Here is a 24,114-nt window from a genome sequence, read left to right as displayed (position 1 = left end):
CTTCTGTGACCGCGCTGCCCACCCCACCGCCCGCGGCCGGTGACCGGATCGACGGAGTCGTCGACCACCTTGTCCATGTCACCTACGACCACCACACCGTGCTCCGCCTGACCGTCGCCGACGACACACCCGACCCGCAAACGGTCACCGCGGTCGGCAAAGCCCTGTTCGGCACGCAGCCAGGGGAGAGCCTTCGCCTGACCGGTACCTGGACCCGCCACCCCCGCTACGGACGCCAGTTCAAAGCCGAGGTCTGCGAGCGCACCTGGCCGGCGACCCGGCGCGCGATGCGTCTCTATCTGGCCTCCGGACTGATCCACGGCATCGGCGAAACACTGGCCACCGCGATCGTCGACCGATTTGGCGACCAGACCCTCCACATCATCGACACCGAGCCCCAACGTCTCCTGGAGGTCCACGGCATCGGCCCCACCCGCCTGGAACGCATCACCCAGGCCTGGCACACCCAGAAGGCCATCGCCGAGATCATGGTCTTCCTCCAGGGCCTGGGCCTCTCCGCCCACCTGGCCATCAAGATCTACCAGACCTACACCGACGACGACCGCAACCCCATGGACGCCGTCCGTCACACGCCCTATCAGCTGTGCCGCGACATCCATGGCATCGGCTTCGAGACCGCCGACCGCATCGCCCTGGCCGTCGGCATCCCCAAACACAGCGACCAACGCCTCCAAGCCGCCCTCCTCCACACCCTCACCCAGGCCCGCGCCCGAGGCGACTGCCACCTGCCCGAACGCGTCCTCCTCGCCCGCACCCGCCACCTCCTCACCGACGACGACCCCACCATGGCGGACATCCTCGAAGACCCGATCCTGCGCCAGGCCTTGGAGGCCCTCCGCGCCCGCGGCGAGGCCGTCATCGAATCCCTGCCCGTACCCGTCCTCGAAGACGCCGACGTCTTCCGCGCCGTCACCGCTGTCAGCCTCACCTTCATGTACCGCGCCGAGACCGGACTGGCCCAGGACATCCAGCGGCTCCACCACGCCCCGCCCACCCTGGCCGAGCACACCGACTGGACCGGCCTCCTGGCCCAGACCGCCCCCAAGGACCTGACCGACGAGCAGCAGCAAGCCGTCCTGACCGCGCTCACCACACCGGTGTCGATCCTGACCGGAGGCCCCGGCTGCGGCAAGACCCACACCCTGCGCACCCTGGTCACCCTCGCCGAACAAGCGGGCCTCACCATCGCGCTGGCCGCCCCCACCGGCAAAGCCGCCAAGCGCATGGAGGAGACCACCGGACACCCGGCCACGACCGTCCACCGCCTCATCAGCTCCCCACCAGCTCCGACCGACCGGTCCGATGAGCCCACGAAGCTGGAAGCCGCCGACCTCATCGTCATCGACGAAGCCTCCATGCTCGACGTCCAACTCGCCGCCCGCCTCACCGCGGCCATCCGCACCGGATGCCACCTGCTCATGGTCGGCGACACCGACCAACTCCCCAGCGTCGGCCCCGGCCGCGTCCTGCACGACATCCTCACAGTCCCCGACATCCCCCGCACCCACCTCACCCACATCTTCCGCCAGGACGACCAAAGCGCCGCCATCATCGACAACGCCCACCGCATCCTGCGCGGCCTGCCGCCCCTCCCCGCACCAGGAGTCTTCGGCTGTCACCCCCTGGAAAACCCCGACACCATCGCCGAACACGTCGTAGAACTCGTCACCACCCACATCCCGCACCACTTCAACGCCGCGCCAGACGACATCCAAGTCCTCTGCCCCGCCCGGCGCCACGCCACCGGCACCCTCGCGCTCAACGCCCGCCTGCAGGCCCGCCTCAACCCCCCCGCACCCGACAAGCCCCAGCACTACCACGAGGGGCACATCTTCCGCCTCGGCGACCGCGTCCTGCAGATCCGCAACCAGCCCCACCGCGGCAAGAATGGCGTCTTCAACGGATCCACCGGCACCATCACCGCCATCGATCCCGAGATCCACCAGCTCACCGTCACCCTCACCGACGGCGAGCCCATCCCCTACCTCTTCGCCGACCTCGACGAACTCCTCCACGCCTATGCCCTGACCGTCCACCGATCCCAGGGCAGCGAATACCCCTACGTCGTCATCCCCATGACCACCTCCGCCGGCCAACTCCTCCAACGCAACCTGCTCTACACCGCCGTGACCCGCGCCAGCCGCGGCGCCGTGCTCACCGGACAAGCCACCGCTGTGCACCGGGCCCTGACCAACACCCACACCCGACGCCGGTTCACCGCACTCGAACACCGCATCCGCCAGCAAACCGCAGCCACCCTCCAGCCGCGCGTCATCCACGCAGCAGGACAACTTGCCTTGAGCTAGGCGATGGCCGCAACGACGCCTCAGGAACAACGTTGCATGTCGGGAGACATCCGCCGTGAGCCACAATGCTGCGCCATCGGCTCCCATGACCTGCCCGCACGGCTCTGCCACAGCGCACTACAGTCCAGGCATGGACCCTGATACCGAGCTGCGCGACGACCCCGGCGGGGAGGGACAGCTGCCCACGGTTATCAAGCGGGAAATCCGTAACCGGACTCCAGTGAAACAGAACGCCGAGGGAGGCCAACAGACGTTCCGGCGAGACCGGGTGCTGGACTACCTCCTCGCGGTAAAGCTGCCCGCCTCGGCCCGCAAGGCCCTGACCGCGGCGGGGCCAGGACGGGCAGCCCATGTCGCGCTTTCGGGGATCGAAACGCTGCAGGAAGCCCGCATCCACCTGTCGGTGGAACCCGCCGAGACACCGAACCTCGACGACCTCCCCTTGTGCGCCCGCGAAGCGCCGGCACCCTTCCTCACCACCCTGGCGTTTCCGGTGAGCGGGCACGGCACCGTCGATGAGCGCCTGCTCAACACCGGGCCGGTGCCACTGACGAAAGCGCGGCCTCGCACATGACGCGCATGCCACCCCGAGCAGAGACACAGACCACGTCCCGCGACGTCGTCGCCCGCGGCCGCGTCGGCGCGCACGCTCTTCCTTCGCTGGTCCCATACGTGCCGCCGATGGCCCGCGAACCGGTGTACTGCCCGTGCGGCCGCTCGGGTCCCACCGCTGAGTCCCTGTGCCGGCCCTGCCGTCAGCGTGCTGTAGAGGAGCACGGCGCGCGCCTTGCCGGGCTCCTCGCGCACGTCACCTACGACCATCGTGCAGTCCGCCTGAGCTGGACCGGCCCCGACGACCACCCCAGCGCGTTCACCCCACGCGTGCACTTCACCGCTCCCGACGTCCTTGACCCGTATGGGGCGACCATCGCCTTGCGCTGGTTCGACCACTGGGCCGACGACCAGCTCATCGCCGCGTGCGCGGCCGGAGCCGATGACGAGCATCTGCTGGCACTGTCCGTGGCCCAGGCCCACTACGCTCTGGCCACGCTCGCGGTGCACGAAGTGGGGGAGTGGTACACCTACCGCGGACACCAGGTGTATCCGCCCCACCGGCCCGACCCCTACCTGCCGCACGACGAGGACGGCGGCCCCGACGGCAACGGGCAGGTCGTCCTGTGGCTCACCTACGGCGGTGCTTCTGGTCCCACCGGCGACAAGCCCCGAGCCAGCGCCATCCCCTGCGTGGCTGGCCGACCCGTGAACCGGGACGATATCGGCACTCTGCCGGGACAGACCCTGATCCTCGCCCCACACGCGATCACCGTGACCCCACCGCGCACCACCCGCACGGCCCATACTCCCTGGACAAACCCCCGGGACAGCGAAGACCCAGTGGAACTGGCGCTGCACGACATCCACCAAGCGATGGTGATGTCCGAGCTCTCCGTCGTTGCCGCACACTTGCACCTATCCGGCGCACCCGTGCTCGCCCAAAACCCCGACCCGCGCCAGGGCGGGGACGGTATCGCCTGGGCCGCCTTTCTCACCTACGACGGATGACTCCAGGCAGACTTCGACGCACGCAGTGGTACCCCCAGCGCACGGCTCGCCGCCCAGCAGCGGGGTGATTTCAGTGTCGGTCTACCAGATGCCTTCGATGACCTCGTCGAGGACGAGGTTCCACTGTGATTGCTCGTTCTCAAACGGCAGTGTGTCGAAGGCTTCGATCTGCGCCCGCAGCTGGTCGGCTTGCTCTTCGATGTCGGCGTCGTCATCCCGCTCTTGTTCGTCGAACTTTTTGAACAGGTGCAGGGCGTAGACGAGGGACTCGACGTCGCGGTGGAGCTGTGTGTAGGAGTCGAGGGGTTCACCCTCGCCGAATGCGTACACCTTGCCGTTCTCGGGGTCGAGGGCGATGACGGAGGCGGAGAAGTAGCCGAGCACCAGCCATGCCTGGCACTCCTTGGGCAGGGTGCCGTCCTCAGGTCCGAACCACTCGGCCAGGCTGACCGACTCGTCCTGGCCGACGCTGGCCTTGGACTTGAACCACTCCTCATCCGGGAGGCCGACGCTGCTGAGGAAGCTGGCGGTCCGTGTGTCGAGGCGGTTGTGCGGTGACTCGTAGCGCGGGAAGTACACGACGCCCGACAAGCCGAACGTGCTGATGAGTTCGTCCGGGGAGACAGCGAAGCTCATGCGGGGACCTCAGTGTGTTTCGTTACGGGGGAGTGGAGGCCGATACTAGCGGCCGTGGGCTTTCTGGAGCTCCTCCATATATTTCTGGTGCTCCAGGTCACGGCGATGCCGGGGGACGGTCTGGTCGTAGTCGTTCGTGTGATGCACCGTCTTGGCCTGCGGGAAGTGACGGTCCAGCCACCGGTCGCAGCTGGGTTTGAGCTGACAGGGCTCGCGTTCGGTGAAGACTTCTTTGAGGCCTGATTGCTTCCCGTTGTGCAGGAGGGGATAGCCGATGGAGCGTTCGGAGTGCATGCTCTTCTCGCTGTAGCCGACGAGGATGCTCTCTCCTTTGCCGTCAGGGTCGATGTAGCGGCCTGCGGCGTAATTGTTCCCGCTGTAGTCGTTACGCGCATAACGGGCGGCTTGGGTGGCCTGCCCGAGTTCGTCTGTGTAGGGGTCGACCTTGGTGGAGCGGACCTTCCCGGTGTGGGTGTTGGGAACTTTGGTGTCGTCTTGGTCGCGCCGTGTTTGGGGACGCCACACCCTGCCGTTGTCGAGGATGCCGCCGAGACGGTCCTTGTCGGTGCTGTCGAGGCGGTGCAGATCGCCGTCGGCGTCCAGACGCTGGACGGTTCCGTCGGTACTGAGCAGGTACATGCGCGTGTCGTTATCGCCCCTGCACCTGTCGATTTCCTCTTTGGTCTTCTCGTCGTTCTTCTTGTGCCCCTTCTTGCTCTCGTCGATCTTGCCGCCGTGCTTCTCCAGGACGTGGACGGTCTCGTCAGCCTTCTTGTCGACGGCGTCCTCGGCCTTGTCCATCACGGTGGCCAGCTTGTGGAAGCGGCTGTCCTTCTTCACCGAGCTGCGGCGCTTGGATCCGCCCGTCTTGTGAAGGCTCTTCTTCTTGTCGAAGTTGCGCTTGGTCTCGTCGTAGCCGCCTGAGGCCTTCTCGAACTCGTCGAACTCGATGACCAGGTCCTGCGCCATATCGGCGCTGCCGGCGGCGTAGCGGGAGAGGTCGTTGTCGTCGTGGGCGTCGAGCTGATCGGTGAACAGGGCCTCGATCTTGTCGAGGATTACCAGCTCGATCTTGTCGGTGACGATCGAGGCGATCTCGGAGATGGCGTGGTTGATTGCCTCGTGCAGGGCCAGGCGGCAGGCGGCGATGGCGCCGGCGCTGAGCAGGCCGCTCAGGCCGGCGGTGAAGAACATGCCGATGATGCCTGCGGTAGCGGTCGCAGCGGTGGCGCTCAGTTCGGCGATGCACGCGATCTTGCAGCCTTCGATGAAACCCGCGCAGTCATCGAGAGCGTCGGCGAGAGCGTCGAGCGCTTTGACGAACGTGGACAGGTCCTTGGTGGTCAGCTTGCCCCAGCGCCGGTCGATGGCGTCGACGGTCTTGCCCTTGCTGCGGCCGGCGACGAGGTGGGAACAGGCCTTGTTGCCCTCCACGATGACATCGCGGATGCCGTCGGCCAGGTGGCGGTAGTCCTTCGCGGTGTCGCGGACTTCGTCTTCGTCGATATTGCGACGCCGACGAGGTCGAGCACCTCGACGAGGTCGTCGGGCAGCTTCTTCCCCACGTCCTGGTCCCCCCCCGGTAAAGCCAACCAGCCCACACTTGTCATATAAATGACATGGCGTCAAGCAACTACCGCGCAGATCAAGCCCCTGCTCCCACACCAACGGGACGCAGACACACGACCATCTCGTCAGCGCCAACCACCAGGTGACCAGCGGCAGTTGCCGCGAGCGAAAGGACCGGCGGGCCGGGACGGAAAGTACGCACCTGCCCGGAGCCCGGAACGTGGTACTCAACCAGGCCATCCGCCCACGCGATGGCCAGTACGGCTCCGCCAGAGGTCCGCGTGGCAGTCAACGCCGTGACCGGAAACGGCCGGGCGGCAACAGGAGAATCCAGCGGCTCTCTGCCGGGGGACCAGGCACGCACCAGGCCATCCACCCCGCCGCTGTACAGCAACGGCACAGCTTCCTCGCCCTCGGACACCCCCAGCTCAAGGACGGCCAGTGCAGTCACCGGCCCCCGATGCAGAGAGGCCACACAGGGCTGAGGCACCGTGCTCTGCGGACCGAAAGCATGGACGGAGCCAGTGCTGTCACCAGCAGCCAGGCACGTGAAGGATGCTCCCAGGGCGCGGCCGGGATGCCGGGACAGATGCTCCCGCGCCGTCTCGGCCAACTGCTCGACAGGCGTTGGCTTACTGGACAAAAAGGCCTCGATCCCCGAAGGCCTCGGTGCCGAAGGGACGCGCTCAACGTCCAGATGGCCCTGCCGGTCCAGCGCGAGCACCGTCCCGTCCGGCAGCGTGGTCAGCGTGCCCGCCGAAGGAATGGGCCGCGGCAGGCGGCCTGAGGGGCTCCCGTCAGCCGCGCTGATCCTGCGCACGACACCCTGATGGTCGGCCACCAGGAGCTCGCCCTCAAGCACTCCGTGCCCAGCCGCCAGCGCGAAGGCGGGACCGGGCCACGGAGGGCTGACCTCGCCGCTGACCCGGCTCCAGACCATGCGCCAGGGAGCGTCGGCAGCAAGCGCCGACAGATCCTCTGACAGCCGCGGGTCGGCCCTGTCACCGAGGGCAGCCTGGAGGACCAGTGCACGGTGGGCTGGGCGTGACTCGTTGCTGAGGGACTGGCCGGCGCGCAGCCAGGCGGTACGCAGCCCTGCGTGATCCGTGTAGCTGGTCTCGTACCAGGTGGTCACCTTCAGCGGGTCTCCGCTGATGACCTGGGCGGGATCATCTAAATCCGGCTGGCTTCCTCCCTCAGTGGCTTCCGCGTCCGGCTCCGGAGACGGTGCGGTCATGGGCATAGCGGCCCGCCAGGCCGCCAAGCGCTCAAGATCGGTCCACTGACCATGATCGAGGTTCATCACGGCAGGCGCGCGCGAGCCCAACCGTAGGACCGCGGGACTGCCGCTGACCGCTTCGACCAGCAGACGTACGTGCCCAAGCCCCACCAGCGCCACCGCGAGATCGCCAAGTTCCTCAGGGGCCGCGGAACCATCCAGATCCGGCAATACGATCGTGACCGCCCGCTCGTCGGCTGCCAGAGCTGCCACCAACTCCCCGGGAGCGCGTGCGACCACCCCCAGCTGATCAGCCAGCATCCACACTGCCCCTCGCACCCCAAGGCCCTGCAACGGGACCACCGCGTGCACCCGGCGCTCCGGCGGCGTACCGGGACGCGATCCATGCGCCACCAGCCAGGCCAGCAAGGCGGACTTACCGCAGCCAGTGCTCCCCGTGACCAGGCACATCCGAGGTGCCGCCGGGTCGGCCAGCCACGCCAGCAAAGCAGCCGCCGCCGGCTCCCGCCCGGCCGCAGGACGCTCCCACTTCTGGTCGTTCACTGACGCTCTGCCTGCTGGGCGGCGAACGTGATCAGCCCCCTGAGACCCTCCTCACGCGAATCCGCGTCGGAGCCGTAGTCAAAGCTGTGCGTGAATTCCGCATGCGGAAAAGTACGCTGCAGCCACACCGCGCAATAGTGCCCCGGCATCATGCACGGCTCCAGCTCGCAGTACACCCGGCGCACCTGCTCGGGAGCAACGCCCTCGGCGGACAGGCGCTGCCACACCAACTCCTCCGGATGGGCACGCCCCGGCCCGGTCGCGTCCGTCACGATCTGCTTTCCGCCCGCAGCGTCGATGTACTCGAACGCCGACGAGAACGGGAAGTTGAGAGTGTGCCGCACATCGTCCAGGACCCGCCGCCACCAGCTCTCGCGCTCCACGAACGCGGCATCATCGAGCTGGCGCAACTCCGCGTTCAGCTCCCGAAAGGCCGCTGCGGCCACCCGCAGCCCAGGGGAGGCGGCGAGCACCGGCATCCGGCGATCAAGCACCGCAAGCGCCGCAGTGAACGCGGCAACGTCAGAACTGACGAACACATCCTCCTCGTCATGTCCGAGGAGCACTGCCTGCACGGCGCCATCAGGCCGCACGCACAGCTGGGCATAGCCGTCCGTCCCGATCCGCACCCACCCCTCCATCTCGGCAGACGGCGCAGGCAGATTGTGGTGGCCGGCGAAGACGGCGAGGGGGATGGCGTCTGACGGGCTGGCGGCTGTGAAGTACGGGGCAACGTGCAACGGCACACCCGAGCCTTCAAGCCTCTCGAGGACAGCCTCGGGCAGCCGGGTCCCATACACACCGGAAACGCTGAACCGGCGCATCCCATCGGTTCCAAAATGAGCCACGGAAGGATCCGAGGCAGGCTCAGACATCAGATACCTCTCACAGCAGGCCAGCAGACGGCATAGACCCTAGTCGGCACGCATGCCGTATCAGAACCAGGCGATCGCCATAGAGGAACTCCACAACCTCACGTCGATGCGAGGAGAGGCCGTCGGCCTCAAGCTGCATGGCATGAATCGCCTGGAGCAACTGCGCCGGGGTGCGGATGAATTCCGATCAGAGGACCGGGAGGCTCCATCGCGCCGGTGCTCTCCGACCAGGTACCGCAGGCGCATGCCCGTCGGCTGGGCATGGGGCTTGCTGACTACTCCGTTCCGGGCCGACGGCACAGTGGTGACCCCGCTGCGTCGTCTGCGGAGGCACATGCCCGCGGTCCCGGTGACCGGCGCGCCTCTGGAGCTGGAGCGCGATCTTGAGCCGATCGGGGCGGCGGATCTCGCTGACCGCGTCGTCAATAGTGCAAGGCGGACATGTCATTGCAGCCGCCCAGTTAGCGCTACATCTTGGTGAAGAGTGACGCCTGACTGCAGACGATGCCGTTTGTGACGAAGGACACAGAGTGACTGTTGGTAGTGGTTTAGACCTCATCTGCTGAGGTGATTTGTTGCAGTGGACCTCGCGGGGGCAGGTGTCGTTACCGTAGGTCACCAAAAGGTGAGCTGGCGGGAGGTGGTCGCCGGTCACCAGTCTTTTCGGAATCTCATTCGATCCGTAGTCTCAGGCCCGCCTTCAAGGGCTGCCGCGCGTCTGAACCGGGGGGTTCAAGCGAGTTCTCTTCGCGCAGCCCTGATTCCGTTTCACTTCATGGGAGGGGACACGTATGACCAGCAGCCGGAGGTCTGGCTTAGGCGCCGCTGTGGCAGTGGCTTCGATTGCTGCCCTGGGGCTGATTGCCCCGCAAGCAGTGGCCGCTGACACGTCGCAGCCCAGCGTCAAGGTTTCGGCTCAGGCCGACGCCACCACGCGTGCAATCGCTGCGCAAAATCCGGAGAAGGTCCAAGCGATGGCCGTTCTCTGCGGATCGGGCTATGAGCTCTACAGCGTCGATCTGCTGCCTGACGATCGGAGGTTCGGGACCCTTTTCAGCTATGTCAAGGGTGGCACCGGACCGAGCAACTACGCCTGTGCGCTCTTCGACAACAACCTCGAGGGCGCCAGGCACATGAAGCTCAAGATCTGTGAGAACAAGGTGTCCAGCCCCAGGTGCGACACCGATGAGGGTAACTTCACTCAGTACGCCGGTCCGGTACGCATGAATAACTGTCCTCAGATCACAGCGATCATGAAGAACAGCAGTGGCGTGGCGATCATCGACGCGGTACGCGGCCCCTTCTGCGGCTGAGAATTGACCCTGCGCACGAGAATTGTGCGTCGACCGCACGATAATCAGGTCCAAGTCACGTTGCCTAGCAGTGGAACGGAAACATGCACACACCGGCACAACACTCCGCCCTCACGCGCCATCGGCCGGGAGCACGCGGTTCGGCACTCACTCTCACCGTGCTGATGTTGTCAGCCGGCGTCCTCACCACTGCGTGCGGCGCCGATGGGGATGACTCAAGCGCTGCCACGGCACCGCCCTCAAGGGCCTTGAACGCCACAGAATCACCTTCCTCATCGGGCGCTGGCGACCCTTCCGCATCAGCGGCAGGAAGCTCCCCCACTCCTCAGACGGCTGAGCAGAGAGCCCAAGAGGAGGCAGGCAAAGAACGGGCCGCTGCGGCTCCAAGCGGCGTTCCGGTCACGCCGGGGGAGCCCAAGGAAGGCGAGCACTTCAGCCATCCTGTGACGAGGCAGGGGGATGTGACGGTCTTCAAGCCCGTACGCAGCGGATCCGCTTTAACGGTGCCGATAAAGATCACCAATCGTGGCGATCAACGTGCGTTCTACGAAGTCGCCGTCCGCGTTACCGGCGATCATGGCTTTGATGCGACGGTTCGCATGAAGAGCGAAGCGGTCGGCCTGTATCCCGGGACTTCGTGGCCCGCCGAACTCACCGCACGGGATTCTGGGAGCCCGGTTCCGAAGAACCCCCAGGTGACCATCGTAAAGAGCACCAAGTCAAAGCATCTCCGCTGATACCGAGGCGACTCCCGCGTCAATAAGACGCGGGAGTCGCCGCGTCGGTATCTCCACCATGTCCCACCGTGTATACATGCATGAGTGGGGCATGCCTGCACGCTCACCTACGTCGCGAGTCCGCAGAAAACCGTCCAACCAGTCGTCCAGGACCTCGGACGGATTCTCCCAATGCCCCGTCAGGCGAACCGAAAAACGGTAGACGCCTTGATCAGTGTTCCTCCCAGCCACCATCCGTGGCCGCGCGTGGAAAGACACGGGGACGGTAAAGCATCCATACGTATGGAGTTGAAGCATGAGACGAAGTAGACGCAGACGTGCTCGCTTATCGGTGACCACAGCCGTCACCCTGGCACTGCTCGCCGGCGCCACCACTGCCCAGGCGTTCGCGGCCGACGGCCCGGCCGTTCCGCGGAACGCCGCCAACGGCTGGAGCAACCCTGCCGCGGACGATGCGGACAGTGCCAGGCCGGGAGACCGGCCACAGTCGGTCCCGGTCAAGGACCGAACCGCGACACTCGGCAAGAACTACCGAACGTCGAATGACACAGCGTGGACGACCTCGGGAGACGGAACCGGATTCCATCTCCTGACCGCTGTGGAGAAGGACGGCTACCGCTGGCGGACCGCCGCTTCGCTGTCGGAGACCGGGTTCGACACGGACACATGGATCGGCAACGCCTGCGTGACCGCCTCCGGAAAGTACGCCGCCGTCGCCTACGCGCCGCGTACTTTCACGAACAAGCCTGAGATGATGACGCGCGGTGCGTTCACCGCCGTCGTCGACCTGGACAGCGGAACGATCACCAAACTGCCCTTCCAGGCAACTCTCGGCTACTTCTCTCCTGGCTGCGGTCACGGGGATGATGCGGTGTTCACCGCACTGACGGACGACTCGGCGAAGAGCGAGAAGACCCGCCTGGTCACCGTCGACGCCGCCACCGGCAAGGTGGAGACCAAAACTACCGTGCCCGGCCAGGTCACCTCCGCCATCCCCGTCAGCGGCGGCATCGCCGCGGCACGCGGTAACCACATCGTCAAGGTGAACGGCGAAACGGTGCGTGAGGTCGCCACCACGAAGGCAACCCCGTTCGAGCTCAAGGCCGACGCCGACGGCGGCGTCACCTTCATCGACCGTACGCCACGCGATGCCAAGGCCCTCAAGAGTGCGCGCGCGGCCGCGGACGACACGGCGACCGTCTCCCGAGTGACGGCGGAGGAACTGCGCAACGGCGCCGCGAAGACTGAGCCGTCCTCCCTCGCCAAGGGCCGGCTGATGGAATTCGACCTGTCCGCAACTCCCGCGGGGCAGGTGTACGTCACCGGCAAGGCGACCTCGACCGACCATGCCGCCAAAACACTGCACAACCCAGGGGGTCTGGCCAAGGACGCCTTCGTCTCCAGCCGCGGACAGGCTGCCGTCACCTCGCGCTGGGCAGACGGGAAGGACTCCCGCATCAGGCCCGAGGAGGCACTGACCGAGCGGACCGTCCGCACCACCCTGAAGACACTGGACACCGGCAGGACCGCGGTTCTGGACGCCATTCCGGGCGACCGAATCGGCGGAGCGAAGTCGGCACGTGCGGGCAATGAAACCTCCCCCGTGCTCGCAGCCGCGGGCTCCGACAGGCGACAGCGGATCGGCGGGACCGACGAGCCGGACCGCTACTGCTCCGTGCCACGCGGCAACGCGCAGAAGCAGGCGTTCCAGCCCACCCCGCGCCAGATCGAGTGGGCAGTGGACCAGGCTGTCGTCGGCAAGCTCAACAAGGGAGCCACGCGCGCGGCAAACTGGAAGAACACCGGCATGGCCGCCTACGCGCCGCAGACGCTGTTCCCCCTCACCACGCTCAAGGGCGGCTCGGGGGCGGACTGGCACGTTCCCGCGCAGGTGATGCTCGGCGTCACCGCGCAGGAGTCGAACATGTGGCAGGCCGCCCGCACCGTGGTTCCGGGCGTGACGGGCAACGCGTTGATCGGTAACTACTACGGCATCAAGTACTCGGCCAGCGGCGATCAGAAGGACCCATGGGCGATCAACTTCGCTGACGCCGACTGCGGTTACGGTGTCACCCAGGTCACCGACGGCATGCGCATGCACGGCAAGGAGAAGGATCACGAGAAGCCCAAGACGACCGTGCAGCAGGAGGCCGTCGCCCTGGACTACTCCGCGAACATCGCAGCGGGCGTGAACATCCTGATCGAGAAATGGAACGATACCCGCGCCGACGGACTCACCATCAACGGCGGTGACCCCAAGTACATCGAGAACTGGTTCTACGCGCTGTGGGCCTACAACGCCGGCTACTACCCCAAGTCGACGGCAGGCAGCAACTCCGGGAAATGGGGCGTGGGCTGGACGAACAACCCCGCCAACCCGCTGTGGAAGGCCAACCGCCCCCCGTTCCTGGAAGCAGGCGGCGGCAAGGACGACTACTCGCACGCCTCGCACCCCCAGGACTGGCCGTACGAGGAAAAGGTCATCGGCTGGGCCGCACGCCCGATCTCGGCCATGTTCGCTCCCGGTGACTTCCAGCCCGGATACCGCGCCGCTTGGTGGAACACCACCGAAGCCCGCACCCGGGCGAAGCCACCTCTCGGACAGTTCTGCAACGACTCCAACAACTGCGATCAGTTCAAAATCGGCACTGGCGCGTCCAACGACACCGGCAAGGGCCCCTGCACGTTGCCCGGCGACGTACCCGGCGACCCGGATGCCAGCAAGAACCCGCTGTATCTGAAGTGCTGGTACCACGAGCCCGCCTCGTGGAAAGACTGCAAGAACGCGGAGTGCGGCAACCCCATCCACCGGTTCGATGACACCTATCCCGAGCAGCCGGATGCGAACTCCTATCCGCCACGCTGCAACACCGGCCTCCCTGCCGGGGCGCTGATCGTGGACGACCTGCCCAACGGCACAGTCCCGGCGGGATCCTCGAGCCGGTGCGGCGCGGTCTCCTCGCAGGGCTCATTCGCCCTCGACTTCGCCACGGCTTCAGGCCGGATCGACATGCACCAGATCGGCGCGGGAAACGGCAACCACTTCTGGTTCGCCCACACCCGATCCAAGATCGACGACAAAGACGGCGGGCGCCTGTACGTCAAGGGCACCTGGACCCTGAACTCCTCCAAGCGCGGCTGGATGCGCGTCTACGCCCACATGCCCGACCACGGCGCCCACACCCGTCAGGCCACCTATCTGATCGGCGGTACCGACTCGACCAGCCCCTACCGGGTACACCCCCAGCGAGTGCTGGAGAACAAGTGGGTCGACCTGGGCGTGTTCAACTTCACCGGCACCCCAACGGTCTCGCTGGACAGCGACACCCAAGACGGCACCGGAGATGAGGACATCGCCTGGGACTCCGTGGCATTCCAGCCGCTGTCCGCGAAGCCGAAGAACTTCGTCGTCGCGATGGGCGACTCGTACTCCTCAGGTGAGGGTGCGACCGAGCCGGGCGGCAAGGACTACTACGCCGAGTCGGACTACTACGACAAGACGGAACCGAAGTCGAAGAACTCCTGCCACAGATCCAAGATCGCCTGGTCGCGTCAGGCAACCCTGCCGGGCTACAGCAAATCAATCGGCGCGCTGGCCGACAGCCTGGACGCCAACATGGACTACCACTTCATCGCCTGCTCCGGCGCCCGTACCTTCAATATCCTCAACACAGGCAGGAGCAGCGAACTCGCACAACTCAAGCAGGGCTACCTCGACCAGAACACCAGCCTGGTCACCCTGTCCGTCGGCGGCAACGACGCCCGGTTCACCGACATCGTCAAGAAGTGCGTCCTGTCCACCATATGGAACTGCCAGGCCGAGTCGCTGGACAACATCAACCCGGACAACGGCGAGAAGACCGGTGGCGACACCGGACGGCTGGAAGAATGGGCGCCGAAGTGGCTCCACGAACAGATCCGGCCACGCATCACCGCAACGTTGAAGACGATCCACGACAAGGCCCCCAACGCCGAGATCGTCCTCATGGGCTATCCCAGGCTTCTGGAGGACAACGGTTCGTGCGTCCTCGGCATGGAGGACGTTGAGGGTAAATGGCTCAACAGCGTCGCCGACATCCTCGCCGACGAGATGAAGGGCGCAGTAGACGACGCCAACTCACAGTACAAAGCCAAGGCGGTGTTCTCCGACCCGCGCGGAGTGTTCACCGGCAAAGCGATCTGTGGCGATCCGGAGTCGGTGCATGGCATCGTGATATCCGGCCAGGCGAAGGCGGACTACGACCTGCCCGAGCCGTCCATGCAGTCGTTCCATCCCAAGCTGGCGGGTGCCCGTCTGTACGCCGACTCCCTTGAGAAGACACTCAAGGACGAGTAACACCTCATCGTGTGGAAACCGTGGGGTCCTGCGTACCGTACGCAGGACCCCACGGCCTATGGAAAGCGTGGAATAAAATATGTCCCGAGCGGTACAGTCCCTCAAGGGAGCGGCAGTCACGGCTGTGGCGGTACTCGCATGCCACCTCATCCTCAGCGCCGGTTACGCCGCCGCACGGGCCAAGAGCCGCGCAAACTCCGACGACTCATGGATACCCGACGAAATCCACCTGGTCACATTCGTACTGGGGATCTTACTCGTCATGCCGCTGCTGCTCTGGGCAGGAATGCGCATTCTCCGCGAAAGGGACAACTACCTGCTGATCATAGTCGGCAGTCTGCTCTGGTTGCTCGGAGCCGGATACAACCTCAACCACCTGAAGTACACGCCAGGCGCCCACCTACCGGTGCCACTGCTCGCGGGCATGGTGGCCGTCGGAGCCCTTTTGGCTCCCGCCTCGCGGCTCTTCCGTTAACCACAGTAAGGCCGTATGGCCGTCATCGGTGTACCCCGGCAGGCACATCAGACCCGTGGGCATGAGCAGCCGGCCGAGCCTCCGCGACACGTACGGCTTCGACATCGAGCACATCGACATCTTCCGCAGTCCTGATCCCGACGCTGCCATCGGCATCCGGCTCTTCATCGCCACGGTCAGGCCCAGATGATGGCGACACGGGGAGGGGAGGACAGACAGCGCCAGGACCCGACGCCGTCCACGCCAGCGCTGCGTCCGGCCGCGCTCAGCGCGCCCTGTATGCACCTAGCGTGAGCAGGGGCCTGAGCTCGGCGACGGCCTGGGAAGAAATGGTCCCGTATGCGTCCCTCTCCTGTCAGCGACGTGTGCCAGTTTCCCGAACGGTGTATGCCGACCCTGGTCCTTCTCGAGTCAGGCGGAGCTGTTCACGTAACGGATCAGCCACGTGAGCATGGCGTCGAGGTCGTCGGCGGCCGCGAGGACTTTGCCGACAGCCTCAGGAGTGTGGAGCCACTCGTCGCAGCCGCCGGGATAGGCAGCGATCAGTGAACGGTGGCGCAGCAGGTCCGTGCGGGAGTGGTCGGACGGATAACCCCGCGGGGGGCGCTTCATCACGTCCCCGGAGATGTCGTAGCCCTTCGCCTTCAAGTCCTCGACGATGGCCGAGAGTTCGTGGCCGCTTCCCTCGGCGGCGACGGCCTTGCGGAACATGCTGACCTGGCCAGGGTCGGGATACCACCAAGCGCCCTGGATCCGCAGGCCGTCCAGGTCGAACCGCAGACCGATCTCAATTTTGCGGCCGAGCCGGATCACCGCGCCCTGATGCTGCCACCACCAGGAGTTTGTGCGGTAGTGCCAGACAGAGAAGTCTTCGTACCGGGGATCGACGTCTGTCACATCACTGAGCAGCGCGATCATCGGCTGCCGGACGAGACGTTCGCGATCCGCGCGGTACTGCTCGCGCACCACGCGTGATGGCTCGCCCTGCAGGTGCGCCAACACGTCCATGGCTCGCTCCGGCCAGCCGGTGAACCGTCCGCTCATGCGGGCACCATAACCCACTAACCCACCCACGATCCGACAAGGATGTAGTGCGACGGGCAAGGAGGAGCAGCTCCACACGTGTGAGAGGTATTGCCGTGGGTCAGCGGCAGGGCAGTGCAGGAGAAGGCGCCCACCCAGCCATACGCGTGCCAACCCCTCACGAGCCCCCATCGAGGCTGGCTGGACTTCTCGAGCCCTGTGCGGCCAGCCTGCAACTCTCAGTGGTTGTTGTCGTTCCGATCTTGAGGGGTGTGCGTCGAACGGGAGTCTCGATCGGGTGATCGCCGCTGGCCGCGGGCATGAAGGCAGGGCCTCTTGGTAGCTCGGGGTTGCGAAGCCAACCGAGATCCAGGAGACCCTGTTGCCGCAGTTCTACGTGCTCGCCCCGGTGGAGTTCAACTCGGCCTCTCCGTCGTGTGACTGTTTCGCCCACCGGTTCGGAAACGCAGCCGATCACCCGGAACGTGTTCGGCGGTATCCGTCGGACATGACGGACGCGGAGTGGGAGACGGTCCGGCCGCTGCTTCCGGTGCCGGCCTGGCTGCGCGGCCGGGGTGGACAGCCGGAGGGGTACTGCCACCGCGCGATGCTGGACGCGATCCGCTACCTCGTGGATAACGGCATCAAGTGGCGGGCGATGCCGGTGGACTTCCCGCCAAGAGACCGGGTGTATGCGTTCTTCCGCCGCTGGCGCGACCACGCCCTGGTCAAGGAGTTCCATGACCGGCTGCGCGGACAGGTCCGCGAAACGCTGGGCCGCGACGCGGCACCGACGGCCGGTGTGATCGACTCGCAGTCGGTCAAGGCGGACGCCGTCGTCGGTACCGACAGCCGCGGCTTCGACGGCGGCAAACTGGTCAACGGCCGCAAGCGACACGTCGTGGTCGACACCCTCGGCCTGCTGCTGGGCGTCATGGTTACCGCCGCGGACACCGGCGACCGCACTGCCGCCCACGTGCTGCTCGGGCAGGTCGCCGACGTGCACCACCGGCTGGAACTGGTCTGGGCCGACGGCGGCTACACCGGCGGCCTCATCGCCTACTGCCTCACCACGCTCGCGCTGGTCCTGGCGATCGTGAAACGCAGCGACGACATGCGCGGCTTCGTGGTGCTGCCCAAACGGTGGATCGTCGAGCGGTTCTTCGCCCACCTGATGCGCACCCGCCGTCTGGTGCGCGACTTCGAACGCCGCACCGCCAGCGCCGAGGCGATGGTCTACTGGTCGATGACCCTGCTCATGACGCGCCGCCTTGCCCATCCGGGCCCTGGGCGAGGGTGAACCGGCCCGGCTGCCGCTCGGCCAGCCAGCCCCGCGCGACCAGACGTTTCGCCTTCGACCGCAGCGCCTCCACCTTGGCCGGCACCGCATCCAGGCCGAACATTACGGCCAACTCCTGGCAGGTCAGCGGTCCTTGATGGAGCCGGTGCCGGTCCGCGAGGACTTCGAGGATGCGCTGATAGTCCACCGACAGTACCGACCAGGCCAGCCCCTCACGCCACACGGGCACCTGCGACTTCGGTTTCGCCGCTTGTCTGGGCGCCGAGCGCGCGTCCGCGTCCCGTGGGCCGGGGGCGGCCTCCTCATCAGCGATGTTGCCGCCGTCCGGAGCCAGGACCGTGCCCACTCGCCTGCGGGCGATCGCCCACTCCTGCCATTCCTGCTCGGCCGCGGCCAGCTCGGCCTGGATGCGATCGGCTTCCTCACGCAACCCGTCGACTCGACGACGAGCGGCGAGCTCGTGCTGTTCCAGCAGTCCGACGACCGACGGCATCCGCAACCTCCCGGGGAACGACGACACGACACGCCACCACTCCCACCGAATCACCGACCCTATGCCTGACCAGCGAAAACATCGCCCTCATATTCGGAACGACAACAGCCACTAAGGGCGCGGCGACACCGCCAGCGCAGCATGATCGGGTCGGGCGCGCACGAGAGGAGAACCGCCCTGGGCTGCGCGCTGGCGCCAGCGGCGCTGTATCCGGGAGACGACGTCCTTGCCAGGGTGTTCCCAGTTCCGGGACGATGCACCAGCACCTATCACAACCGTGGCGGCCCCGGTCAGCCCAGTGGGGGAAGTCTCGCCGTGCGTACGCCTGGCGGGTCTGCATGGGGTGTGGAACATCGCCGAGCGGACTGCGGCAGCGCACTCCTCGGCGCTCTGGAGGTCGAGTTGGTGCAGTTACCCGAGCGCGTAGTGGCCTGCTGTTGTCGCATCACCGCAAGGGGCATGAAGCGGCTGCCCGCACGTCACCGGCCTCCAATTCGGCCATGAACGCGTCATGCATGACTACCCGGTCCGCCCTCGGCCTTGCTGTGATCGACTTCGGCAATGTCGGCTTCCTCCTGTAGACGCCGCAGCTCGGCAAGTTCGCAGACGGGGATCAGGGCCGCCGCAGGAGCGCCGCCGTGTCGCTGATCACGATGGTCTCGTGGTCATGGCGGACCCGGTCGACCAGTTGGTCGAGCTCGTTACGGGCCTGGGCGTCATGCGTAAGAACGCTCGCCGTACCATCCTCGCCTGCTGTGTGGCCGCCGCGACCGCCGGTTTCGCACTCCGGTCAGTGCCGCCACGGCCCGCTCCTACCTGGCCTCCCTCAGCGTGACCGCCGAGCATTCCCGTACGGGTACGGCAGGGACCTGTTCCCGCACTGGATCACCATCACCCTGGCGTCGAGCGAGTGCTGATCCTGCCCAGCTGCGGCAGCCTTGGCTGACCCGTTCCCCGCAGCGCCCGCGGGGGCGTGCTGGCCGCTGCGGCTGCTCGATCGGCTCTGTCCGTTCGCGCGAGCCATGGTGACAGGGTCAGCAGTCGGCGTACTGCCGGAGTATGGAGATGACCCCGCGGACCTTGGCCTCGGCATTGTGGGGGAGCGGGTCGGGGTTGAAGTGCATCAGGTCGTTGCGGATTTTACGGACCTCATCAAGGCGCTTGGTGAAGGCCGCGCGATCCAGTGGCCAGCCCAGCTCCTCCCACCGCTGGCGGTTGCCCAGGACGCTCAGGTAGTCGCCGAAGGTGAGCTGGTCGAACGAGGTCAGGCGGCGGGAGTTGTCGCGGTCGCACACGGCCGTGACATCGGTCAGGTCGAAGCGGTCGGTGATGACGGCACGCAGGCGTCGGTCAAGTTCTCCGATGAGCAGGAACGGGGTGGCTTGCGTGCCGTAGGCGAGCGCGACGTCGGCGACGGTCAGAATGCCGATCTCGCCTCGGGCGCCGCGCACGAGGAGGAAATCGGTGTCTGCCAGGATGGGCAGGACATCGACGAGATCGTGGTCGAAGCGGACCTCCCGGGCGTCGACCACCGCGTCGGTCAGTGTGCAGTCAACCTTACGGTGGCGGGCTTGGGCGATCGACTTCCATGTCACCGCCCCCTTCAGTTGGTGGCCGGCTATGACGGGCAGCTGGGAGAAGTCGTTCAACAGCAGCAGGGTCACTGCGCTTTCGAGCGTTGCCTGAGGGCTGATGCTCACGACCTCGCCCATGGCGGAGGCGATCGTGCCCACGGTCGGCCCCGGCTCCCTCACCGGCCGCTCCTCGCCACCGTCCAGATCATCCCGGGCCGGGACATCAACGCCGGGCTCCTCCTCGACGGGCGCGCGCTGCAACTGCACCGCGGTCTCAAGACTGACCTGTGTGAAAGGCGGCACGGTGACGAGACTGTGGTTGGCCAGGGCGGTCTCGATCCTCTCCGTCACCATGCCGCGGCCGTACTCGCCCCACCATCCCAGCAGCTCACGCACGAGCAGTGTCTGCGGCCGGTTTTCGGCTGCTGCCTGCCGAGCGGCCTGCAGGCGCAGGTGCCGCTCCTTCTCGCTCAGAGCTGCTGTGGCGGGCTCATCACCGGCGTCCTCGTCCTCGGGCGGCGTTTGTGCACTCTCCTCCACGGCCTGGTCAAGGAGCTGCTGGCGTACGGCGTCGAGGTCACGTCCGTCGTCGAGCTGCCACGCGGTCCAGCCGTCGAAGCTGCCGTACCCGACGGCAGCGCGCGCGGCGGTGGAGGGGGAGCGGTAGATCTGCCCGCTGGGCAGGAGCCGTATCGCGCCACCCTGTTCGTGTGTCACCTCTGCCTGGTGCCGCTCGCCCTTCTTCTTCCGCGTGAACGTCAGAGGTTGCCGATCGGTGAGCAGCCCGGCAGCCAGCAGGTCTGCGATCCGCACTCGCCGCCCGTCCAGCAGGTACGGATGCGCGGAAGGCGGGGGGCCTTCTGCTGCCTCATTCATGACCTGCCCCGTCCCGTTCCTCGCGCGTGCGCGCAACCGCTGCTCCTGATTCCACCGGGGACGATCCTAATCGCGGGCGAGGCGCGGTAGGCGGCACATCAACCGTGGCCGGCGTCCTCGCGGATACAGGACAAGCCACCGCTCCGCCGCTGGGTGCGTGCGGCCCGACCACACGCACCCAGGCACACCGCGGGGGAGCGTTCGATGCCGCTCAAGCCGGTCCTGGGATGTGACGGCCTTGAGCCTGCGATACCCCCCGGCCCGCCGGCATCGCGCACTGGTTGTGGAGACACGAAGGAGCTCAGGGCCCGGCAGCCCTCGCTCGGACGATGGCTCCCGAAGCGGGGTGGGCGACGGAGTACGCCTTGTTGTCATTGCCCCCTGGGACACTTGGCCTGGAGCGCGATCAGCAAGGGAGATACCTCGTGGCTCGAAGCAGCGGATTCAAGATCAACAGGCAGGGCATCCGGAAGATGATGGGGGAGATCCAGCGGGAGATGGACAAGTACCCGGTCACCGCCAGAGTGCAGGCGGACCCGGATGTGTCCTTCGGCGACACGAACGTCTTCAACGGTCCGGTCATCCACGGCGACGTCCGCGGTTCCCAACTGGCCTGGGGCAATAACTCCGTGAGCCAAAATCAGGACCAGAGCAATCCGATCGCCCCGGGCTTCGAGGCCATCGCCGAGGCCGTGGTAGACACGCTGAGGCAGCTTCCGATTCTTGGCGTGTCGGACGAGGACCTGGAAGATGCCTCGGCTGTCGGCGAGGAGGTCCTCAACGAGGTCGTACAGCCCGAGCCGGACCGTGGCGTGATCCGGCGTGCTGCGGCTGCACTCAAGGGCTATCTTGCGCCGATCGCCACAGGCGCGGTCACGGCCGGGGCCGTGACCGGGGGTGAGGAGACCGCACGGGTCCTGATCGAACGTCTCAGCACTGCCCTGTAGACCAAGCCCGAATCGCTGCCTGATGCCTCTGCTGGATCCCCACCTTCGTGGGGGTCCAGCAGAGGCATCAGCGCTCCTCAACGCTTCTCCATCGCTGTCGAAGGCGTCTCGGGGGCCCGAGCAGAACCAGGCGGGAGAAAATCGGTGGGGTCCGGTCCGGAGCTGTGCCGATACTGGCGACGACGGAAGTGAGGCTCCCATGCCGCAGGTTGAACCGAGTGTTCTTGGCGCCCTCATGGAAGCGGCGAAGGAAACCGTTTCCTATGAGGCCATCGCCGTCGTGCTCGCGGCCGCGGACATCGACACGACCACGGCCGCCGCACAGCAGCGTGACGCGCTGCTCGCTGCGCTGCGACTTCGGCTATCGGGGACTGGGAAGGCGCAGGGCTTCACCGGGACGTTCCCCGGCGACCCGCTCAAGGGGCGCTCTGCGAGCCTGCCCGAGGGCACGGCCGCCCGGTTGGAGATCTGGAGCGCCTACGCCGATGCCGTGAACACCCCGTTCGTCCGGGGTCGCCTTCATCATCTGCTGTTGGCCGCGGGACACGGCCGCAAGCACGATCACGCCCGGGGCGCGGCCGCCGGATACCTGGACGCGGCACCGCTTCTGCTCGCCGCCCCGAGGCGTTTTGCCGGACTGCGACGCGCGAGTGAGTGCCTACGCTGGGCCGGAGACCTCGCCCGGACCTTCAACCTGAAGGACCTGCACAAGCGCGTCACCGAGGACATGGTCGCCCTGGTCGAACGCGTACTGGCCGATACCGAGGACGATCCGGGGATCGTGGACGGCCTTCTGGAAGGACTGCGTGTTCAGCGGTACGACATCAGGGACTTCGCGGAACGCGCCGCACGCCGCTATACCGGCGATGTATACGCCCGTGTCGGCTTCCTCAAGCTGCTGAAGGCGGAACCCGGGCCCCGCCGAACCGACATCGACATCCAGATCGTCAGTGCTCTCCTCGACGCCGCCGATGCCGACGTCAACGCTGGATTCCGTCGCCACCTGCTGCTGACCCAGGCCGCGACCGAAGCACGGGACCGGGGGCTGTCCGAGCTGCGGGTGCGTGCCGAGATGGCCCTGCAGAACACCGATCCCGACTCCCTGGGATGGACCCGCATCCGTTGCGGACTTGCTCTCCCGCGTGCGCTGTTCAACGGGGCGCGAGCACACATCGACGCCGCCGCAGACTTGCGAGACGCCCTGTGGCGAACCACGGCAGACGTCCATCAGGCGATGCGCGAGCAGGCCGACGACGCGCGCGTACAGGAGGGTCTGCTGCGGATTCCGCGCACGCGCATCAACACTGCCGGACCTGTCCAGGTCACCCCGCCCGTCGACGCCGACGACAACCAGGCCGTCGAACTGCAGGTCCTCGCGCTGGACATCCTCGGACACCTCACCGCCCATCAACTCGACCACATCCACGAGCGTTTCGCACCCGACGAGGCCGAGCTGATCTCCGCCCTGGCCCATGACACCGTGCTGCCCCAGCCGCGCGCCCGAACCCTTGCCCACGCCTTCCGCTACTTCTGGCTGGAGGAGCTCGACGCGGCGGCATGCATCGCCCTGCCCCAGGTCGAGCAGATCCTCAGACAGCTCCTGCGCCCCCGGGTCCCGATCGTGTCCGCGCCCAAGGGGCAGACCCCCGGCACCGTCGACCAACTGGGCTCACTCATCCGCAGCATGCCGGCCGCCGGGTTCCCCGCGGATTGGAGCCGAGCGCTGGAACTCCTCCTCGTCGACCCCGACCGCGGCATGAACCTGCGCAACAAAATCTGCCACGGCTTGATCGACACCCCACCCAAGCACCACGTCGCGCTCATCCTCCAGGCAGCGCTGTACCTGCTCAGCCACGCCCACGACCATCGAACCCCCGCGCCCGTCACCCAGCCCGCTCCCTGAATGGATTCCCGACAAACTGGATCAAATAGGGGACAGGCGGATGGTCTCGGCGAATCAGCAGTGCTGTTCGGCAAAAGCATCCTCAGATGGACGTTCTCCCCGCACACGGGATGCTGCGGCCCCTCCGGCCGTCAGGCCTCGACGTTGATGCCGTAGTCGGCGGCCAGGCCCGCGAGGCCGGTGTCGTAGCCCTGTCCGACAGCGCGGGCTTTCCAACCGGTCGTGTGGCGATAGAGCTCCACCGCGATCGTGACGGTCTCACCCGAGGAGGCCCTGTCCTCCCGAAGCTACGGCGAAGTGACAAGTAGCTCTCTGTAATCAGAGTGACGCTCGGTCAGGGGTAGCGGGGCGAGGTCCGGGGACTTCGCCGACCTGGAGGGCGGT

The 24,114-nt window shown here is 66.6% G+C and carries 18 protein-coding genes and 1 pseudogene; 11 read left to right on the top strand and 8 right to left on the bottom strand.

Annotated elements, in window-relative coordinates:
- Positions 1–5 precede the first annotated feature (5 nt).
- The 3 genes from recD2 to KN815_RS19905 all read left to right on the top strand — a co-directional run bounded on the left by recD2 (position 6) and on the right by KN815_RS19905 (position 3,890).
- Entirely contained in the window at positions 6–2,327 is a 2,322-nt protein-coding gene (gene recD2 / locus KN815_RS19915) for an SF1B family DNA helicase RecD2 (RefSeq protein ID WP_216343293.1), read from the top strand.
- A 130-nt stretch (positions 2,328–2,457) separates the two neighbouring features.
- A complete protein-coding gene (locus tag KN815_RS19910) occupies positions 2,458–2,901 on the top strand; it encodes a hypothetical protein (protein ID WP_216343292.1) in 444 nt (147 codons plus the stop codon).
- A gap of 107 nt (positions 2,902–3,008) precedes the next feature.
- On the top strand, positions 3,009–3,890 hold the full coding sequence (locus KN815_RS19905; RefSeq protein ID WP_216343291.1) for a hypothetical protein: 882 nt from the start codon (positions 3,009–3,011) through the stop codon (positions 3,888–3,890).
- Between the two features lie 81 nt (positions 3,891–3,971).
- Here KN815_RS19905 and KN815_RS19900 read toward each other — a convergent pair whose 3' ends face one another.
- From KN815_RS19900 to KN815_RS19885, 4 genes are read right to left on the bottom strand one after another with little or no spacing between them, the layout of a single operon-like run.
- Entirely contained in the window at positions 3,972–4,526 is a 555-nt protein-coding gene (locus KN815_RS19900) for an SUKH-4 family immunity protein (protein WP_216343290.1), read from the bottom strand.
- Positions 4,527–4,571: 45 nt separating this feature from the next.
- Positions 4,572–6,191, bottom strand: a complete 1,620-nt coding sequence (locus KN815_RS19895) for a nucleic acid/nucleotide deaminase domain-containing protein (protein WP_443732328.1) — start codon at positions 6,189–6,191, stop codon at positions 4,572–4,574.
- Positions 6,172–7,878, bottom strand: a complete 1,707-nt coding sequence (locus KN815_RS19890; RefSeq protein ID WP_216343288.1) for a WD40 repeat domain-containing protein — start codon at positions 7,876–7,878, stop codon at positions 6,172–6,174. Before KN815_RS19890 ends, KN815_RS19895 begins: the two co-directional genes overlap by 20 nt.
- Complete coding sequence (locus KN815_RS19885) at positions 7,875–8,753, bottom strand: nucleic acid/nucleotide deaminase domain-containing protein (protein WP_216343287.1); 879 nt, start codon at positions 8,751–8,753, stop codon at positions 7,875–7,877. Before KN815_RS19885 ends, KN815_RS19890 begins: the two co-directional genes overlap by 4 nt.
- 791 nt (positions 8,754–9,544) lie before the next feature.
- Between KN815_RS19885 and KN815_RS19880 the strand changes: the two genes are divergently transcribed.
- The 5 genes from KN815_RS19880 (at position 9,545) to KN815_RS51560 (ending at position 15,804) form a co-directional block, all read left to right on the top strand.
- Complete coding sequence (locus KN815_RS19880) at positions 9,545–10,066, top strand: hypothetical protein (protein WP_216343286.1); 522 nt, start codon at positions 9,545–9,547, stop codon at positions 10,064–10,066.
- Between the two features lie 461 nt (positions 10,067–10,527).
- Positions 10,528–10,803, top strand: coding sequence for a hypothetical protein (locus KN815_RS19875; RefSeq protein WP_211121255.1), 276 nt, complete (start codon positions 10,528–10,530; stop codon positions 10,801–10,803).
- 295 nt (positions 10,804–11,098) lie between these two features.
- A complete protein-coding gene (locus KN815_RS19870) occupies positions 11,099–15,139 on the top strand; it encodes a GDSL-type esterase/lipase family protein (RefSeq protein WP_216343285.1) in 4,041 nt (1,346 codons plus the stop codon).
- 124 nt (positions 15,140–15,263) lie between these two features.
- Positions 15,264–15,614, top strand: coding sequence for a hypothetical protein (locus KN815_RS19865; protein ID WP_216343284.1), 351 nt, complete (start codon positions 15,264–15,266; stop codon positions 15,612–15,614).
- A 61-nt stretch (positions 15,615–15,675) separates the two neighbouring features.
- On the top strand, positions 15,676–15,804 hold the full coding sequence (locus KN815_RS51560) for a hypothetical protein (protein ID WP_301184603.1): 129 nt from the start codon (positions 15,676–15,678) through the stop codon (positions 15,802–15,804).
- Between the two features lie 221 nt (positions 15,805–16,025).
- Here the strand turns inward: KN815_RS51560 and KN815_RS19860 are convergent, their stop codons facing one another.
- Positions 16,026–16,658 carry a DUF2461 family protein gene (locus KN815_RS19860; protein ID WP_253209100.1) on the bottom strand — a complete coding sequence of 211 codons (633 nt, stop codon included), beginning with the start codon at positions 16,656–16,658 and terminating at the stop codon, positions 16,026–16,028.
- A gap of 487 nt (positions 16,659–17,145) precedes the next feature.
- Between KN815_RS19860 and KN815_RS19855 the strand changes: the two genes are divergently transcribed.
- Positions 17,146–17,937, top strand: coding sequence for an IS5 family transposase (locus KN815_RS19855; RefSeq protein ID WP_253209099.1), 792 nt, complete (start codon positions 17,146–17,148; stop codon positions 17,935–17,937).
- Here KN815_RS19855 and KN815_RS19850 read toward each other — a convergent pair.
- Both KN815_RS19850 and KN815_RS19845 read right to left on the bottom strand, forming a co-directional pair.
- Positions 17,894–18,430 carry a hypothetical protein gene (locus tag KN815_RS19850; RefSeq protein ID WP_216343283.1) on the bottom strand — a complete coding sequence of 179 codons (537 nt, stop codon included), beginning with the start codon at positions 18,428–18,430 and terminating at the stop codon, positions 17,894–17,896. The two genes, KN815_RS19855 and KN815_RS19850, sit on opposite strands and share 44 nt — an antisense overlap.
- A gap of 1,034 nt (positions 18,431–19,464) precedes the next feature.
- Positions 19,465–20,880 carry a restriction system modified-DNA reader domain-containing protein gene (locus KN815_RS19845; RefSeq protein WP_216343282.1) on the bottom strand — a complete coding sequence of 472 codons (1,416 nt, stop codon included), beginning with the start codon at positions 20,878–20,880 and terminating at the stop codon, positions 19,465–19,467.
- Between the two features lie 425 nt (positions 20,881–21,305).
- Here KN815_RS19845 and KN815_RS19840 point away from each other — a divergent pair, with 425 nt between their 5' ends.
- The gene (locus tag KN815_RS19840) at positions 21,306–21,827 is read left to right on the top strand and encodes a hypothetical protein (RefSeq protein WP_216343281.1); all 522 of its coding nucleotides are present in this window, start codon (positions 21,306–21,308) and stop codon (positions 21,825–21,827) included.
- 199 nt (positions 21,828–22,026) lie between these two features.
- Positions 22,027–23,730, top strand: coding sequence for a DUF4209 domain-containing protein (locus tag KN815_RS19835; protein WP_216343280.1), 1,704 nt, complete (start codon positions 22,027–22,029; stop codon positions 23,728–23,730).
- A 131-nt stretch (positions 23,731–23,861) separates the two neighbouring features.
- On the opposite strand, the pseudogene KN815_RS19830 reads toward KN815_RS19835, so the two are convergent.
- Positions 23,862–23,990, bottom strand: a pseudogene (locus KN815_RS19830) (TerD family protein); the annotation flags it as partial.
- Between the last annotated feature and the right edge of the window lie 124 nt (positions 23,991–24,114).

The organism is Streptomyces niphimycinicus (assembly GCF_018883605.1).
Lineage (GTDB): Bacteria > Actinomycetota > Actinomycetes > Streptomycetales > Streptomycetaceae > Streptomyces > Streptomyces niphimycinicus.
This window is presented reverse-complemented; position numbering and strand designations above follow the sequence as displayed.

Bases quoted from the DNA above. Each gene is read 5' to 3' on its own strand.
- KN815_RS19910 (WP_216343292.1), top strand. From the start codon at position 2,458: ATGGACCCTGATACCGAGCTGCGCGACGACCCCGGCGGGGAGGGACAG.
- KN815_RS19905 (WP_216343291.1), top strand. From the start codon at position 3,009: ATGGCCCGCGAACCGGTGTACTGCCCGTGCGGCCGCTCGGGTCCCACC.
- KN815_RS19900 (WP_216343290.1), bottom strand. From the start codon at position 4,526: ATGAGCTTCGCTGTCTCCCCGGACGAACTCATCAGCACGTTCGGCTTG.
- KN815_RS19885 (WP_216343287.1), bottom strand. From the start codon at position 8,753: ATGTCTGAGCCTGCCTCGGATCCTTCCGTGGCTCATTTTGGAACCGAT.
- KN815_RS19880 (WP_216343286.1), top strand. From the start codon at position 9,545: ATGACCAGCAGCCGGAGGTCTGGCTTAGGCGCCGCTGTGGCAGTGGCT.
- KN815_RS19870 (WP_216343285.1), top strand. From the start codon at position 11,099: ATGAGACGAAGTAGACGCAGACGTGCTCGCTTATCGGTGACCACAGCC.
- KN815_RS51560 (WP_301184603.1), top strand. From the start codon at position 15,676: ATGAGCAGCCGGCCGAGCCTCCGCGACACGTACGGCTTCGACATCGAG.
- KN815_RS19860 (WP_253209100.1), bottom strand. From the start codon at position 16,658: ATGAGCGGACGGTTCACCGGCTGGCCGGAGCGAGCCATGGACGTGTTG.
- KN815_RS19855 (WP_253209099.1), top strand. From the start codon at position 17,146: ATGACGGACGCGGAGTGGGAGACGGTCCGGCCGCTGCTTCCGGTGCCG.
- KN815_RS19850 (WP_216343283.1), bottom strand. From the start codon at position 18,430: ATGCCGTCGGTCGTCGGACTGCTGGAACAGCACGAGCTCGCCGCTCGT.
- KN815_RS19845 (WP_216343282.1), bottom strand. From the start codon at position 20,880: ATGAATGAGGCAGCAGAAGGCCCCCCGCCTTCCGCGCATCCGTACCTG.
- KN815_RS19835 (WP_216343280.1), top strand. From the start codon at position 22,027: ATGCCGCAGGTTGAACCGAGTGTTCTTGGCGCCCTCATGGAAGCGGCG.